Below are 16,826 nucleotides of genomic sequence, written 5' to 3' on the forward strand. Positions count from 1 at the left end.
GTATGAAGAAAACAGATGTTGCTGTCATTGGTCTTTCCTGTGTCTTTCCCGGCGCACAGGATGCCAACACTTTTTGGCAGAATATTGTCGATAAAGTAGATTCTACCCAAGTGGCTCCGGCCGATCGGATAGATCCGGTTCACTTCAGTGATGCTACCCATCCTGTTGACCGTTTTTACTGTCAACGGGGAGGCTTTATCCCTGACTATGAATTTGATCCCACTGCCTTTGGTATTTTACCGCTGGCTGTTGAAGGAACCGAGCCTGATCATTTACTGACCCTTGATTTGGTGCAGAAAGCACTGGAAGATGCAGGCGTTTTTCAAAAGAAAACTTCCCTTGAAAAAACAGGGATCATTATAGGTAAAGGAAACTATACCGGACCCGGAGCTACCCGCGCGATAGAAATCGTAAGAACCGGAGAACAAATTTCTTCGCTGCTGCAGGAACTTTTACCCCAGGTATCTACTGCTGACATCGAAAAAGTAAAACATGCTTTCCAGGAGCGCAAAGGACGTTTTGCAGCCGATACTGCAATGGGACTAATTCCTAATCTTGTAGCATCACTTGTTGCCAACCGTTTTGACCTTGGAGGAGCAGCTTTTACTGTAGATGCAGCCTGTGCCAGCGCCCTTATTGCTGTAGACCATGCAGTACAGGAGCTTAAGCGTGGCCGTGCAGATATCATGATCGCAGGAGGAGTTCATACAGGACAAAATGCCGCTTTCTGGAGTATTTTTGCCCAGCTGGGAGCAATGTCACGCCAGCAGCAGATCAAGCCGTTCAGTAGGGATGCTGACGGATTACTGATTGGAGAAGGTTGCGGATTCGTCGTTTTAAAACGGCTGGAAGACGCCATTCGTGATCAGGATAAAATCTATGCTGTTATCAAAGGTGTAGGTGTAAGCAGCGATGGTAACGGAACCAGTGTCATGAGCCCATCCGTAAAAGGTCAGTTGAAAGCCCTTGAACAAGCCTGGACTAATGCTGATCTTGATAAAAACAAGGTGGGTTACCTTGAAGCTCATGGTACCGGAACTCCGCTTGGAGATAAAACAGAGCTTCAGACTCTGGCACAATTCTTCGGAAAAGAAGATTCGGCTCAGACAGCCGGTATCGGATCGGTAAAGTCCAATATCGGACATGCTATGCCCGCTGCCGGAATTGCAGGATTAATCAAAACCTGTCTGGCATTACACCACGACACTTTACCACCTACCTTATATTGTGAGAATCCCATTGCAGATATGCAGAAAACCCGTTTTGCTCCCATACAGGAACCCCAAAACTGGTCAAAAACAGGACTTCCGAAAGTAGCAGCAGTGAATGCCTTCGGTTTCGGAGGAATCAATGCTCACGTAGTGCTGGAAGGTTACGATATGCCGAAAAAAGACAGCGTATTATTACTGGCAAGACCCACTCATGCAGAACTTCTTTCTGCTTTACAAAATAACGAAACAAGCGTTGGAAAAGGAGATTTCAGAGTAGCGATATTTGATCCGACACCGGCAAGAATTGAAAAAGCACTTAAAATTGTTTCCAAAAATATTACCTGGAGAAACAAACAGGATATCTGGTACACTTCTGCCCCGCTATTAAAAGACGGCGGCAAAGTAGCCTTTGTATTTCCAGGCTTAGACGGCCTTGCGAAAGGTGAGGTTGAAACCGTTAGCCGGTATTTCGGATTATCAGCACCTATCGAGACAGAAGGTGAAGGTCTTTTAACCGATGCTTTAAACATTTTCAACAACTGCAGTATCCTTGACAATTCCTTAAAAAAACTGGGAATCATTCCGGATATGAATGCAGGACACAGTTTAGGAGAATGGCTTGCGGGATATTCCTCAGAACTGGCAGAAGCCAACTCTGTAAAAGCGCTGATTGACGTTCTGCATCCTGAAACTTTTGAATTAAAAGATTCCAAATTCATTGCTATAGGAGCAGGAATTGATGTAGTACAACCTTTTATTGCAGAGATTTCAGACTTATATGTATCCAATGATAACTGCCCGAATCAGGTCATCCTTTGCGGAAGCAATGCTGCACTGGATGAATTGGTACCTTTACTAAAATCAAAACAGATTTTCCATCAGGTATTGCCGTTCCAGTCCGGATTTCATTCTCCTTTTATCGCTGATAAACTGGATGTCATCCTTGCCGGAATGGAAAAAGCGCAGTTCCAGCAAACAAAAATCCCATTATGGTCCGCGACGACCCTGGAGCCTTATCCTGCGGATCAGGCTGCCATCAGACAATTGAGTGCAGAACATCTTGTTCAGCCGGTTCGCTTCCCGTGAACTGACCGACAGATTGTATGAGGAAGGCGCAAGATGCTTTATTCAGGTCGGTACCGGAGGTTTGATCGGGTTCATTGATGATACTTTAAAAGGAAAAGCATTCAGCACGATTGCGTCCAGCGTTCCTACACGATCTGCACTGGCTCAGCTGCAGCGAGTAGTCGCTTCATTATTTGTTGAGGGCAAAGTGATAGCTCTTGACTTTTTAGATATTCAGAATCACACCAAAAAATCGTCAGGAAAAGGAATTAAACTGGAATTGGGATCCCCGATTATCCGTAATTTTAAAGAAGCCCAGGCTTTAGTTCCCGCCTTTGAAACACCAAAACAATACACCGCATCAGCCTCTATCGCTACCAAAACGGGACATCCTCTTGTGCAGGCATTCCAGGATAACGTAGCTGATATGATCCGTATGCAGGAAGAGGTTTTAACCCTTTTCCAAAACCCACCAAATATTAAAATTCAACGTCCTGCTCCTGTGCAGCCGATAGCTCCCGTAGCACCGCAAGCACCGAGAAGTACTACTTTTTCAAAAGATCTGTACGTAACGCTGGAAAGTCATCCGTACCTTATCGATCACAGTTTATTGAGACAGCCTAAAGGATGGGCTCATGTAGCCGACATGGAACCGGTAATTCCGATGACCATGATCTTTGAACAGCTGGCAGAAATTGCCGAAGCAGAAATTCCGGGAACACAGGTTCATAAAATCATGAACGTAAGTGTCTTCCAGTGGATGAACGTCGCCAAACCTTTTGAAAAAACCGTAAAAGGAGAATGGCGTTCCCAAAACCATGCGTATCTGGATATTGAAAATTTTGCCAATGCCGAAGTATTGCTGAAATCTTCTCCCGTTCCGGTTCCTGCATTCAATTTCTCTATCGGTGATCTTTTACCTATTGAGAGAACACCTGAAGAAATCTATGACATGCATATGTTCCACGGAGACCGGTATCAGGGGATCACTGAAGTTTCTGCCGTTGGTTCCAAAGGGATTATCGGAAAAATCAAAGGAAACGGCGGTAAAGGTTCTTTGCTTGACAATGCAGGACAATTATTCGGGCTCTGGTTACAGCTTACGTTGGTCAAAGACCGTATTGCATTCCCTGTAAAAATCAGAGATATAGAATTCTTTGGAGATATGCATGATCAGGAAGGTATTTTTGAATGTACCTGTATGCTGACCGATCTTAACGATGAGTTCGCCATTGCCAACATCCTTCTGACCAGAGACGGAAAGCCATGGTGTTCCATTACAGGCTGGCAAAACAGAAGATTGGAAATTGACGCTGCTTTATGGAATGTTTCCATGTCACCGTTGCACAATCGCCTTTCTGAAGAGATTGCTCCTGAAGTATTCTACTTCCATCAGGCGTATACAAGAGTGGCTTCATGGGATTTTATCCTGAAAAGGTATTTCAACCAGACGGAAAAACAGCATCACCAGCAATTATTACCGAATAAGAAGAAAAACTGGATGGTTAGCCGTGTAGCGGTAAAAGATGCTGTAAGACACCTTCTTCGTCAAGAAAAAAATCATGCCTGCTTCCCGATTACCTTTGAGATTCGCTCCGATGAAGTGGGGAAACCTCATCTCATCAGTGATTTTACGGAAAACATCCATATTTCACTGGCTCACAAAGGAAAGGATGCCGTGGGTATCGCACGGTACGGAAAACCTGTAGGAATCGACATGGAAACCATTGAAGAACGCAGCTCCGGGTTCTACAACATGGTATTTACCGATCATGAATTAACATTATTAAAAGACAGAGATCAGGCCGAGTGGACTACGCGGTTCTGGGTGGCCAAGGAAGCCTACGGAAAGTTCCTGGGAACAGGACTGAAAGGAAATCCAAAAGCCTTCGAAGTCGAGCTTATAAAAGATGATCACCTGTGGATCAACAACATTGAAATCAAAACTATTAAACATCAAAATTATATTATCGGATGGACACTGTAAACGCAACATTAAAAATGAACCACGAAGAACTTTTTACATTATTAAAAGGTTTTATTACTGAAGTGATAGGTGCTGAATTTGTAGAAGAAATGGATATTACTCCTGAAAGTTCATTCACCAAGGATCTGGAAATGGACAGTATTGAGATTGTTTCTTTCTCTGAAAAGATCAAAGCACATTTTGGAGATCAGATCGATTTTACAGGCTGGTTGTCTTCTATGGATCTTGACCAGCTGATCAATCTTGACCTTAGTATGATCATCAATTACATCTACGAATGCCAATAATCACTGTCAATAATAAACAGGTTCATATACAGGAACTCAACAAAACAGCTGAACAGACCGTGGTTTTAATCCACGGGATGTTCAGCAATCTGTCTATTTATTATTTTAATATTGCCCCAATTCTGGCGCAGCATTTCCATGTAGTCATGTACGACCTGAAAAGCCACGGAATGAGTGAGCGTTTCCTTGACGGATATGACCTTGATACCATGTCATCCGACCTGATTTGTTTAATGGATACGCTGCAACTGAAAAAGGTACATCTTGCCGGCTATAGCTTCGGTGGCCTTATCGCTTTAAAAACAGCGTTACAATACCCTGAACGGCGTCAATAAACTGGTGGTAACGGAAGCTCCAGATCCTCAGGATGAAAAGGCCCGCAATATTATTGATGAATACAGCAAAGAGTTTCTGGAGCATTATGTAGCCAATTTTACAGATACCACTAAAGTTCAGATGGGGAAAAGACAAATGGAAAAGAACCATCGTATGTATGAGTTTCTGTTTAATCAAACCAGCATTAAAGCAGATATGATCAGGGAAAAAGATTTCCTGAATGAAGCTGATTTTAACGAATTGAAAGCTTCCACCTTATTGCTTTACGGTGCAGACTCCAATTGCAGGCCTACAGGAGAATGGCTGCAGACTCAGATCGGGAATTCAGTTCTGGAACTGATCCCGGGTGATCATAACATTCCTATCCAGGAACCCCGGATGATCGCAGAGACCATCACTGATTTTTTATCTAAAATTTTAACACAAAAACATGGCTAAATTCGCATTTATAGTTCCACCCCTTACAGGACATGTCAATCCTACCTTGAGCATTGGTGCTACCCTATTGGAAAGAGGCCACGAAGTAGCGTGGATTAGCCTTGACCCTACCCTGGAAGCCAAACTTCCGGAAGGTGGAAAGCTTCTTCTTATTCAATACGATCAGACTGATGAAGAAAAGAAAGAGAGCGAACAATACCTGGATATTATATCAAAAAAAGTAGTCTACGGCATCGATAGCGTTAAATTCCTGTACGAAGAGGTATTGATCCCTCTAAACAGACATTGCTATAACGGGATCATTGCTTTGTTAAAGATTTACCAACCCGATCTGATTATCGGGGACCACCAGCTGTTTGCAGCTCCCATTGCTGCCAAAGCACTGGGAATTCCCTACGCGACTTCCGTCACCGCTCCGGCTGCCATTAAAATTATGAATGAGCTTCCGAAGGTACACGAGTGGGAGGTTAATCAGATTATCGACTTGCAGAAAGAACTTGGCTTTCATGAAGAACGTTCTTTGGCAACCTCTGACTTACTAACTCTGGTTTTAACATCCACTTATTTCTTTGGTGAAATGGATGACCTGCCTTCTCAGTATCAATTTACAGGACCTGTTCTTACGGAACGCCGTATCTCTTGTGAATTTGACTGGAACAGGCTCAACAGTGCCTCCAACAAAAAGATTCTCGTAAGCATCGGAACCACTTTCGATCACGATCATAAGAAAGCATTTTTCCAGAAAGTGATTGATGCCTTTAAAGATGAAGATTTAACGGTTGTTGTGGTTTCAGATCCACAGCTTTTTGAGCAGTGGCCGGACAACTTTATGGTGTATCAGCAGGTTCCTCAACTGGATCTGTTACCTCATCTCGACGGAGTGGTCTGCCACGGTGGCCATAACACAGTGTCAGAAACCTTATCCAACGGTATTCCATTGGTGGTGATTCCGATTGCCTATGACCAGTCGCATGTTGCAGGACGTGTCGTTCGTACCGAAGCAGGGGAACGTCTTAATTTTAATAGATTTAAAGCAAATCACCTGAGAGAGGCCGTTCAACAGATTTTACACAACCCAAATTATCGTGAAGCGGCCCGGAAAGTCGGACAATCTTTTGTTGAAGCCGGCGGTTCAGCCACTGCAGCTGATTTACTTGAACAAGCATTAACACCTACCACAGAAATGAAAAAAGCAAAATTTTTATTTGTTATCCCCCGTTTTTCGGACATATCAGCCCTACATTAAGTGTTGGGGTAAGCCTTATTGCCCGTGGCCACGAAGTAAAATGGTTCGGGATCACTCCATTATCAGACGAACACATTCCGGAAGGAGGATCTTACTATTACCCTCATGAAGATCTTATCCCCTACCAGGACGAAATACAACGCATTCTAAAAAGACAAGATGACGGACCTGCCTGTTCAGGTCCCGAAGTGATGAAACTAGCCCTTGAAGAAACTTATGTTCCCTTTGCCAAAATGATGATGCCGGGATTGAGCCGGTTAACAGAAAGCTGGAAGCCCGATGTTATCGTCAATGACTGCATCACCTTCGGGGGCGCTTTATTTGCTCATAAACACAACATCCCTTGTGTAACGACGACTCCGGTACCACCGGATGTGATGGGAGATACGGAAAAAAGTGCTCCCAAGATCTGGGAATGGCAGCAGAACCTGATCAAAAACCTGCAAAAAGAAGTAGGAATTGAGGATGACGGTATTTTCATTCATTCCCATAAGCTGAATATGGTATTTACTTCTCAGGCATTTGCCGGATTTGAGACTGTTCCTTCCCATATGAAATTTGTAGGTCCGGTAAAAGGACGTCCGAATCATGCTCCGTTTGAATGGGAGCGTTTGCACGCTGCTACCACTCCGAAGATCTTTGTATCGTTAGGAACATTACTGGTAGATATCCGAAAAGCATTCTTCGAGAAGGTAATTGCCGCTTTTGCAGACCAGCCGGTGACTGTGGTAGCTGCTACTCCACCGGATATTTTTGAGGAATGGCCGGAAAACTTTATTGTCAACAGCTTTGTTCCTCAGTCTGAATTAATGCCTCATATGGATATGGTCATCTGCCATGGCGGCTTCAATACCGTTAACGATACGTTCCGCAACGGGCTGCCGATGCTGATTACCCCTATCGCTTATGACCACTTCCATATTGCCAAATTAATTGAGCAGGCAGGTTGTGGAATCAGCATCCGTTACAAACGTCTTCGTGTAGAAGCGCTTCGTGAAACTGTTTTTGAATTATTGGAAAACCCTCAGTACAGAGCAGCTGCCAAAGAGGTTCAGAACACATTCCACACGGCGGGTGGTAATGATAAAGCGGTAGAATTATTAGAAAATTTTGTACAACAAGAATCCACATTAGTTTCGGTATAAGTTTATATATGAAAAGACGACTGTTATTTGGCGAACGCATGCTTTTGGGAGATGGCACAGAACCTTTTAATGCGGTGATCCCCTTCAGGCTGAGAGGTACCTTCAATTTGGAAGATATCAAGAGGGCTTTGGCCCGTATCCAACAGAAACACCCATGGCTCAGGGCACTTATTGCTCATGATGAAAAAAACGTTCCCTGGTTTGATGTACCCGAATCCTCCATATCCATCCCTGTAAGAATCCTTGCCCGTCAACATGAAAATCAGTGGCAGGATGAGTCAAAAAGGGAATGGTGCACTCCATTTAACTATGAAAAACTTCCTTTGATCCGTTTTGTATGGATCAAGGGGGAAGACGTTTCCGATATGCTGTTTGCGTTCCACCATTGTTTATGCGATGGTGGTTCTGCTATGGCTTTCCTGTATGAATTCCTGCAGGTATTAGACAATCCTTCTGCTGATATCGGCATTGAAAAACCTATTCTGGGTATTCAAGATGTGGTTCCGGCCAACATTCTCAACAGCAGGAGACAAAAACTGAAAGCCCGGTTTATCGGCCGCCTTGCCGCCACGGTGATCAAATACATTCCTGTGGGTAAAAAAGCCGTTGACAGGCAAAACGATTACCTGATGCACTGGAAATTCGATGAAAGGGAAAGCCAGGAAGTGATTGCTTACTGCAAATCCAATCAGATTACGGTTAATACCTTTTTATCCGTGGCGATCCTTCAGGCATTTAAAAAAGTAAAAGGTACCGCTGCTTTTAATAAAGTTTCGTGTCCTGTAGATATCCGCCGATTTGCCACCCAGATTAAGAATGATCATATTTTCGCTTTTGGGCTGATGATCGTTGTTTCTGCGAATGATAAAATCGGTTTCCTGGAAAATGTGCGTTCCATGCAGGAATCGGTAGAACGTAAAACCTCCAGACTTGATCCTTACACCACCATGATGGTGATGGAATCGGGACATGATGCACTGAACAGCTTTACGAGACTGCTAAAGAACGGAAAATCATCCAACGACTGTATGTTTTCCAATCTGGGGCGTATCCAGATACCGCATCAGTACAAAGAATTTACGGTGGATACCATCTTCAGTCCTTCTGTGATTGGTCCGCTGGGGAATACGACTACGCTTGTTGTTTCCACCTATCGTGGCGAGATGGATTTTTCCTTTGTCGGAAGTGAAGGTTACTTACCTCACGCTGAAGCATTGGCAATCCGCGATGAGATTATAAAAACGGTTCATCAGCAAATCGAAAATCTAGTGGTATCATGATGAAAAGAAGATTAATGATGGTGGAAAGAATCATGTATGTAGATTCTAAAACGCCTTTAAATGTTATATTTACAGCCCGCATTTCGGGACAGCTTCCGGAGGAAAATTTCAGGCTGGCATTAGATAAAATTCAGCAGAAACATGCCTTACTAAGGGTATCTATTGATGAGAAAACCGGGCAATATCCTTTTTTATCGAACAACAGGACATCAGTTCCATCCCGGTCCGTATCACACAACGGGAAACGGAAAGTGACTGGCTGTATGAATCGGAAACGGAATGGTTCCGTTTGTTTGATGATGATAAAAAGCCTTTGGCCCGACTGGTATGGGTTAAAGGGAAAGAAACTTCTGAAATCCTTTGGGTGATGCCGCACTGTATTTCGGACGGAACAACGGGTGTAACCCTGATGCGGGAACTTCTCCAGCTGCTGGATAATCCTGATGCTGAACTGCTTCCCTATGAACCGTTTGAATCGGCAGATGATTTTCTGCCTTCGGATTTTAATGCGCGTACCAGAAAATTCAAAGCCCGACTTTACCTGTTGTTTGCCCGTTTTTTCTTTATGCTGCAATCGAAAAGCAAAAAAAGAAACCTCGGGAAAAACTACGCCCTTCACCGCAAGCTGGATCCTCAAACTACCGCGCAGATTACCGAAAAATGTAAGGCCAACGGAATTTCCGTCCATGCCTTGCTGTGTGCTGCCTTTATGCAGGCCTTCCGTGATGTACAGGGTGAAAAAGCGAAAGGAAAAGTGATCAGCCCGGTAGATGTGCGCCACTTTATCCCTGAGATCAAGCAGGATCATTTGTTTGCGTTTGCGCCGACTGTGGAATTGTCTATTAAGAAAGGAAATCACAGTGTGATGGACAACGCCAAAGAAATTAAGAAAGATCTTTTTGAAAAGATCAATAAAATGGAAGCCCGTGAGCTTCTATGGATGGGTGAACAGATGCACCCGATCGTAGAACGCATGATTTCCCTGTTGAAATCAAGTAACGGCGGACATGATGTGACTTTATCCAATATGGGTAAAATCGATATCCGAGGCAACTATCAGCATTTTAAACTCGAGACGATTATCAGTCCCACAGTTGCATTCCCATGGCTGAACTCCAACACTCTTGTGACCAGCACTTACAACCGACAAATGGATTTCACCTTTATGTCCAATGAACACTTCCTTTCGAAAGAGGAAGCTATGAAAATAAAAGATAAAGCCCTTGAGCTCTTGACCACCTCTGTATGAAACTGAAATTTAAGCCGAAGCCGCCCAAAAAACTCAAGAAAACCACCCTCAGACGCTTTTTATTAAAGCGGATGATCTACTATGTCCTTCCGAATGTATTCTTTAACTTTATTATTGCGTATGCCAGTTTTAAAGAATTGGGCTACACCCATTTTTTCTCAGGAGAACAAAACCTGGCTCGTCTTACTTTACCGATGGCCATCTTCCTTCCCGTTGTTCTCACCATTGACATTATCAAAAGAGTCACAGACGCGGCCGGACAAGGCGCCATCGAGTTCACGGTAGATGAGCAGCTGAATATTAAAAAACTAATGACCAAGCTGAGTATTCTGCATGGTTTGATTACAGGATCTCTTGTTCTTTCTCTATTGTTTTTTGCTCAGTATAATTTCTCAAAGGAGTATAAACTGGATGCTACGGCAATGGCCGTGGTGGTCGGGATGCTGGCTGGGATTTTGTCTGTGGTGTTTGTGTATCTGCCGGTGTGGAGATTGAGGAGGTGGATGTGTAGGAGAGCAATTACAACTGTTTTAGATATTAACTAATAACAATGTTCTATTATACCATAAAACCTGAGTGTTAAGCATTCAGGTTTTTGTTTTTATAATAATATCAATTTACGGGTTTCCGTATAAATTCCTGTACCATTTTTCATTTTTTTACACTTTAAATAAATGAAAAAATATAGAAATCCTAAATAATTATGATTAATTCAATTACACTGAAAGCTATTGCTACTTATGATCCTTTAGATGGAGCTATAATTGATAATTTAAAGAGAGTAAATTTTTTATATGGAACTAATGGTTGCGGAAAAACAACCTTATCAAATTTTTTACAAGAGCCAGACAACACCAAATTTATTAATTGTAAAATTTCTTGGAGAGATAATCAAAAAATTAAAACTCTAGTATATAATAAAACTTTCCGAGAACACAATTTTGGAAAAGGTAAAATAAATGGAATATTTACTTTAGGACAGGCAACTACTGATGAAATAAAAGTAATAGAAGAAAAAACAGAACAATTAAAAAAGCTAAAAGAAGACGGTACAAAAATATATGAAACTCTAAATAGTCAAACTGGAAAAAAAATAAAAATTGAAAAAGAATTCACTGATTATTGTTGGAAAAAAATATACAAGAAGTATGAAAGAAACTTCAAAGGAGCTTTTGTTGGCTCAATGAAGTCGGGAGAATTATTTAAGGAAAGAGTATTAAAAGAGTTTTCAAATAACAAAGCCAAGTTGGAAAATATAGAATTGTTAACGGAGAAAGCAAATACCATATTTGGAGACACTCCACAAACAATCCTACCAATAAAGAATTCTAACTATACTAATATTTTATCTATAGAAAACAACTCTATATGGACTAAAATAATTGTAGGAAAAGCAAATGTTGATATTGCTGCACTAATTCAGAAGTTGAACATTAATGATTGGGTAAATGAAGGAAGAAATTATATACAAAAAGATGAACAGTGTCCTTTTTGTCAACAACCAACAATTACAGAAACGTTTAAAATTCAATTAGAAAGTTTTTTCGATGACACTTATCTAAATGATTTAAAGAAAATAAAAGAGTTGAAACAAGAATATAATATCAATAATCAAAATATTATTAATGAATTAAATACTATTGAAATAGATCATAAAAATTTAAAAACCTCAAAACTAGATATAAATAAATTTTCTGCATATCTCAAAACATTAATAAGCCAGAATACAACAAATAACGAGCTTTTAAATAATAAAATCAAAGAACCAAGTCGAAAAATAGAACTTATTTCACTAAAAGAGCAATTAGATTTAATAAAAGAATTAATTGATAATGCAAATACCGAAATCCAAAAGCATAATAAAATTGTAGAAAATTATAATTCTGAAAAAGATAATTTAATTCAAGAAATATGGAAATATTTGATTGAAGAATCTATAGATGATTTGATAAAATATAATTCAGACATTAATGGAATAGATAAAGGTATACTGGCTCTACAAACAAAACTAGATTCCAAACTAGGTGAATACAACACATTAAAAAATGAAATTATTGATCTAAGTAAAAATGTTACTAGCATTAAACCCACAGTTGATGAAATAAATAGACTTTTAAAGGCTTATGGATTTTTAAATTTTAAAATTGTACCAGCAACTGAAGATGGCTTTTATCAAATACAAAGAGAAAATGGTGAAATAGCAGAAACCACATTAAGCGAGGGTGAAATAACCTTTCTTACTTTTCTATATTACCTACAACTTGCCAAAGGTGGACATAATGAAAATACAATCAATGATGAGCGTATTTTGGTAATCGATGATCCAATATCAAGCCTAGACAGCAACATTTTATTTGTAGTTAGCAGCTTAATTAAAGAAATATTAAAAGAAGTAAGGAATGGTATTGGAAATATAAAACAAGTTATTATTTTAACACATAATATTTACTTTCATAAGGAGGCATCATTTGAAGGAATTAATAGAGGCAAAGGAGAGAAAAATCAATATTACATCTTAAGAAAAATTAATTCTATCACTAAAGTTTATTCGTACTCAGATATAAACCCAATTACTTCATCATATGAACTTTTATGGAATGAAATAAAGGATTATCAAAAAAATTCAGGTATTACCGTTCAAAATGCAATGAGAAGGGTTATAGAAAATTACTTTAGTATTTTAGGGAATAAAAGAGATGAAACTCTATTGTCAAAATTTTTTAATCCCCAAGAAAAGGAAATTTTTAGATCGTTGTTAAGTTGGATTAATGAAGGATCACATACTTTACCAGATGATTTATACGTTGAGCTACCTGATCAATCGATAGAAACATATTTGAAAGTATTTAAAGAAATATTTATTCATACACATAATATAGGGCATTATAATATGATGATGGGGGTTGAAGAGCAACAAGCAATATTGGTAGATAAGGATTAGATTAACTTATTCTAAAAGAAACTTTACAAATAAAAATTAATTAGATAATATGTAGCATAATAATTAAATGACCTCCAAAAAAATAAGAGACTAACTTTTTTAGTCTCTTTATTTTTATAATGTAATTATCCCTTCTCAATCAACCTCTCCAGCCTCACCATCATCTCATCCTTCTCCTTCAGCATCCTTTCATAAAGAGCAATTTTCTCATCATGCAACTGAACTATTTTTTCAATAGGATGAAAATTAATTGTTCCATAATTGAATGAGTTACTGAAAGCGTGTTCCCCAAAAGTATTAGAAATAATATTCACCGCCTGCTCCTCATCAAAATTCCGAAACGCTTCCACCGGAATTTTCAATACTTCAGAAATTCTTTTCAGTAAAGGGTCTTCAATAATTTCTTTCTGTTCCAGCAGAGAAACTTTCTTCTGGTTCCAGTCGTCCCCAAGGTCAAGAGCCAATGCTTCCTGCTTGATGCCCAGCATTTCCCTGAATCGTTTTACATTGCGTCCCTGATGTATTTTATGTTCCATGATAAATCAACATTTATGAGGTTTAAATATAGAAAAATATTTAGAAAAGTGATCTCTAAAAAACGGCATAATTAAGATTTATATTCCTTTTATTGCCTGCATTCACGCTATCTTCTTCATTTTCCATTTTATATAATCTTTTTTTCACTAGAAACTCAAAAAAAACAAACCTCATCACCCAATTTTCACAATCTGCTTAATGCTCCCTAAAAAAGTGATAATGTTCTCATTTTTCAAATCTAATACTCATTATATTTGGAAATATCAACCAAAAAAACACATTTTATGGCACTAGACAATTTAATCAGCCTAAGTTTTTCTAAAAGTGATTTAGAAATTATTGACAAGGCTATTCAGGACATCCAGACTGTCCTTGTAGGAAAAACCATCAACCTTACTCCAGACCAGAGACAACAGTACGGGAGAATTGCAGAGCAGAACAAGCTTTTCGTAAACAAAGCCAAAAGCTATATGGAGCAGTACGCACAGCATGTTCCGGGATTTCTGGACAAAGCAGAATTCGACAGGGATTATATCGCCAGAGAGCAGGTAGAACAACGGTTACAACTATTAGATTCCATCACAGAGCAGCTGTCTGATACCAAAGTATTATTAGATCATGACAACTACCACAATGCCATCAGTTTTTACAGAAATATCAGATTTCTTTCTGAAGAAAATGTTCCGGGAACCAATGTTGTCTATGAAGATATGAAACAGTTTTTTATAATTCCACAGCAACCTCAATCCCCTCCTCCACCAGCCTCTAATAATGATAATCCCTAAGCATAATACTGAAATAACAGTTATATTACAAAGCACGTTTTCGCGTGCTTTTTTCATGAAATTCCCCCTATAGCCCATCCATAAGTCCATCTAAGTATTTGCACAAGGGCCTACAGCCACTTAAACAACGGTCTACAGCCCTTTCACAAGTCCCAACAGCCGGTTATGCAACCCGAGATACCCCCCTTAGGTAAGGGGGTATCGCCACTTCCCCAAGGGGCTAAAGACTCTTCCAAAGTGCCTAGAGATGGGTATTGAAATACCTGGAGACCCTTTGGAAGGGGCTACGCCTCTTTTAATAGCTGTTTTTTATCAGATTTTACGCTTTCCCGTAATTATGAATTGATATTTTTTCTTATCATTGCCGTTATAACAATAACTATGGGAGCAATAAATCTTAACAGAGTCTTTTCAGAAGGCTTTTTCAGAATACCGGACTACCAGAGAGGCTACTCCTGGAATGATAAACAGTTGAGTGAATTATGGGATGATATAGACGAAATTCAGGAAGAAAGGGGCGAACTTAAAAAACATTACACAGGAACCATCTTCCTCGAAAAAACAAAAGCCAATGATGCTGAAAAATGGATCAGCGATGATATCTTCTATGTGGTGGACGGGCAACAAAGACTGACAACCTTGAGTATCCTTCTTTTTGTACTGATAGAATCTTCAGACAAAGGATATGCTGATAAAAGAAAGGAATTTTGGGTAGAACAATTTCTGTATCAGGAGAACCAGTCGGGGAATAGTAAAGTGTATAAATTTGGTTATCAGGAATCTGATAAAAACTACAAATTCTTATATCAGAATATCTTTGAGGACAAGAATGAGCTATCAGACAGTTCGGTAATTAATCTGTATGCAAAAAACCTACTGGCTGCCAAAAATTTTTCCATGATAAAATTAAGAATCTTAGCTATGAAGAAAGAGATCTTATTTTCAGAAAAGTAACAGGTTCCTTATTGTTTGATATCAGAAAAATAGAAAAGGACCTGGATGTCCAGGCTGTTTTTGAAACCATGAATAACCGTGGAAAACCGTTGACCATTTTAGAAAGGTTAAAGAACAGACTCATCTATCTTAATGAAAAATTAACTCAACCCGATGAGGATAGAAATAAATTAAGAAAGGATATCAATACTGCCTGGGGAAAAATTTACGATGCTTTAGCTCAGGATTCAGAAAATTACCTGGACGAAGATGAGTTCTTATCAGGTCATTTATCTCTTTATCGGAGACCTAAGGATTCCGTTTTTTCCGAAAAGTCAGCTGAAGAAAAAGTTTTTCAGATGTTTTGTAATAAATCTGAAAAGTATGAACTAGATGAATCTGAAACTAAGGAAACAAAGGTTTCTCATAAAAAAATAAGTGATTATATTTTTAAGTTGTCTGACCTCGCTCCCATCTGGTATGAGATTCACAACTCTAAAGATCCTGTTATTCATAAAATATTGATTCTGAACAGAAGTAAAGAAATTAAAATCCTTCTGGCCACACTTCTTTATAAAGTTAAAGATCAAGTAGAGCTTTCTGATATTTTAAGTGATCTTGAAAAGCTGTTATTTAAAAATCGTATTCCCGGAATCTGGATCATGGATGAAAGAAATACGGCAAGCTGGGCAAGAAAGTTGTACAATGAAAACATCAGTTTTAATACCGTATTATCTGAGGTTCGGGCTGAGATGCAAAACTACCTTAACAGCGAAGTTGTCAATCAGAACATCGTGAATTCATTTAAATCCTTATACACCTATGTCAAGGGAGCCAAAGGTTTTCACCGTTGGGGTTATCTGAAATATTTCCTTTTTGAATATGAACATGAATTAAAAGTGAAATTTAAAGAGTCCAATGATAAGGTATTATTGTCTGATTATCATGAAACAACGATTGAACACGTCATTCCACAACATTATTCTGATTACTGGCTGGAACCGGTTCAAGAAGTAAGTGACAGATTTGAAACCGAAGATGAAAAATATTTTGCGAAGAAAATCTTCCTTAATTCCCTTGGAAATCTTACGATTCTGAAAAACGGTAAAAACGCTTCATTGGGGAATAGTTCATGGGACATTAAAAAGAATCGATTCAGTACGGGCTCATACAATGAAATTGATATCAGTAGAAACATCAACTGGACAGAAAATGAAACCTACGCCCGTGGAATGGAATTACTCGCCTTTCTTGAGAAAAAAACTCCAGGATTGTCTTTATCAGACAGCGAAAAGCATGAAATACTGGTCTATGAAAAAAAGAGATTACTGTAATCTAAAAAAACAAAAGCATCTTTTAGGAACTTCCGAAAGGTGCTTTTTCTTT

10 protein-coding genes and 3 pseudogenes are annotated in these 16,826 nt (G+C 39.4%); 12 read left to right on the top strand and 1 reads right to left on the bottom strand.

The window, feature by feature from the left end:
- Positions 1–2: 2 nt before the first annotated feature.
- From H3Z85_22375 to H3Z85_22415, 9 genes and pseudogenes are all read left to right on the top strand, one after another.
- Positions 3–4,263, top strand: a pseudogene (locus H3Z85_22375) (type I polyketide synthase).
- Positions 4,251–4,550 (top strand): acyl carrier protein, encoded by a 300-nt coding sequence (locus tag H3Z85_22380; GenBank protein ID QPQ51894.1) that lies wholly within the window; start codon positions 4,251–4,253, stop codon positions 4,548–4,550. Before H3Z85_22375 ends, H3Z85_22380 begins: the two are co-directional and overlap by 13 nt.
- Positions 4,541–5,324 (top strand): annotated as a pseudogene (locus H3Z85_22385) (alpha/beta hydrolase). Before H3Z85_22380 ends, H3Z85_22385 begins: the two are co-directional and overlap by 10 nt.
- A pseudogene (locus tag H3Z85_22390) lies at positions 5,317–7,715 on the top strand (hypothetical protein). Before H3Z85_22385 ends, H3Z85_22390 begins: the two co-directional pseudogenes overlap by 8 nt.
- Positions 7,716–7,723: 8 nt before the next feature.
- A complete protein-coding gene (locus tag H3Z85_22395) occupies positions 7,724–8,995 on the top strand; it encodes a hypothetical protein (GenBank protein QPQ51895.1) in 1,272 nt (423 codons plus the stop codon).
- Positions 8,992–9,363, top strand: a complete 372-nt coding sequence (locus tag H3Z85_22400) for a hypothetical protein (protein ID QPQ51896.1) — start codon at positions 8,992–8,994, stop codon at positions 9,361–9,363. The genes H3Z85_22395 and H3Z85_22400 overlap by 4 nt, the downstream gene beginning before the upstream one ends.
- Positions 9,309–10,244 (top strand): hypothetical protein, encoded by a 936-nt coding sequence (locus H3Z85_22405; protein QPQ51897.1) that lies wholly within the window; start codon positions 9,309–9,311, stop codon positions 10,242–10,244. The genes H3Z85_22400 and H3Z85_22405 overlap by 55 nt, the downstream gene beginning before the upstream one ends.
- Positions 10,241–10,789, top strand: coding sequence for a hypothetical protein (locus H3Z85_22410; GenBank protein ID QPQ51898.1), 549 nt, complete (start codon positions 10,241–10,243; stop codon positions 10,787–10,789). The genes H3Z85_22405 and H3Z85_22410 overlap by 4 nt, the downstream gene beginning before the upstream one ends.
- A 158-nt stretch (positions 10,790–10,947) precedes the next feature.
- Positions 10,948–13,185: an AAA family ATPase gene (locus H3Z85_22415; GenBank protein QPQ51899.1), complete on the top strand. Its 2,238-nt coding sequence runs from the start codon at positions 10,948–10,950 to the stop codon at positions 13,183–13,185.
- Between the two features lie 125 nt (positions 13,186–13,310).
- On the opposite strand, the gene H3Z85_22420 is transcribed toward H3Z85_22415, so the two are convergent.
- Positions 13,311–13,721 (bottom strand): helix-turn-helix transcriptional regulator, encoded by a 411-nt coding sequence (locus H3Z85_22420; protein ID QPQ51900.1) that lies wholly within the window; start codon positions 13,719–13,721, stop codon positions 13,311–13,313.
- Between the two features lie 285 nt (positions 13,722–14,006).
- On the opposite strand from H3Z85_22420, the gene H3Z85_22425 reads away from it, so the two are divergent.
- The 3 genes from H3Z85_22425 to H3Z85_22435 all read left to right on the top strand — a co-directional run bounded on the left by H3Z85_22425 (position 14,007) and on the right by H3Z85_22435 (position 16,774).
- On the top strand, positions 14,007–14,507 hold the full coding sequence (locus tag H3Z85_22425; protein ID QPQ51901.1) for a hypothetical protein: 501 nt from the start codon (positions 14,007–14,009) through the stop codon (positions 14,505–14,507).
- Positions 14,508–14,888: 381 nt separating this feature from the next.
- Entirely contained in the window at positions 14,889–15,461 is a 573-nt protein-coding gene (locus H3Z85_22430) for a DUF262 domain-containing protein (protein QPQ51902.1), read from the top strand.
- 11 nt (positions 15,462–15,472) lie between these two features.
- A complete protein-coding gene (locus H3Z85_22435) occupies positions 15,473–16,774 on the top strand; it encodes an HNH endonuclease (GenBank protein QPQ51903.1) in 1,302 nt (433 codons plus the stop codon).
- Positions 16,775–16,826: the final 52 nt, after the last annotated feature.

It is taken from the genome of Chryseobacterium indologenes (assembly GCA_016025055.1).
In the GTDB taxonomy this organism is placed as follows: Bacteria; Bacteroidota; Bacteroidia; order Flavobacteriales; family Weeksellaceae; genus Chryseobacterium; species Chryseobacterium indologenes.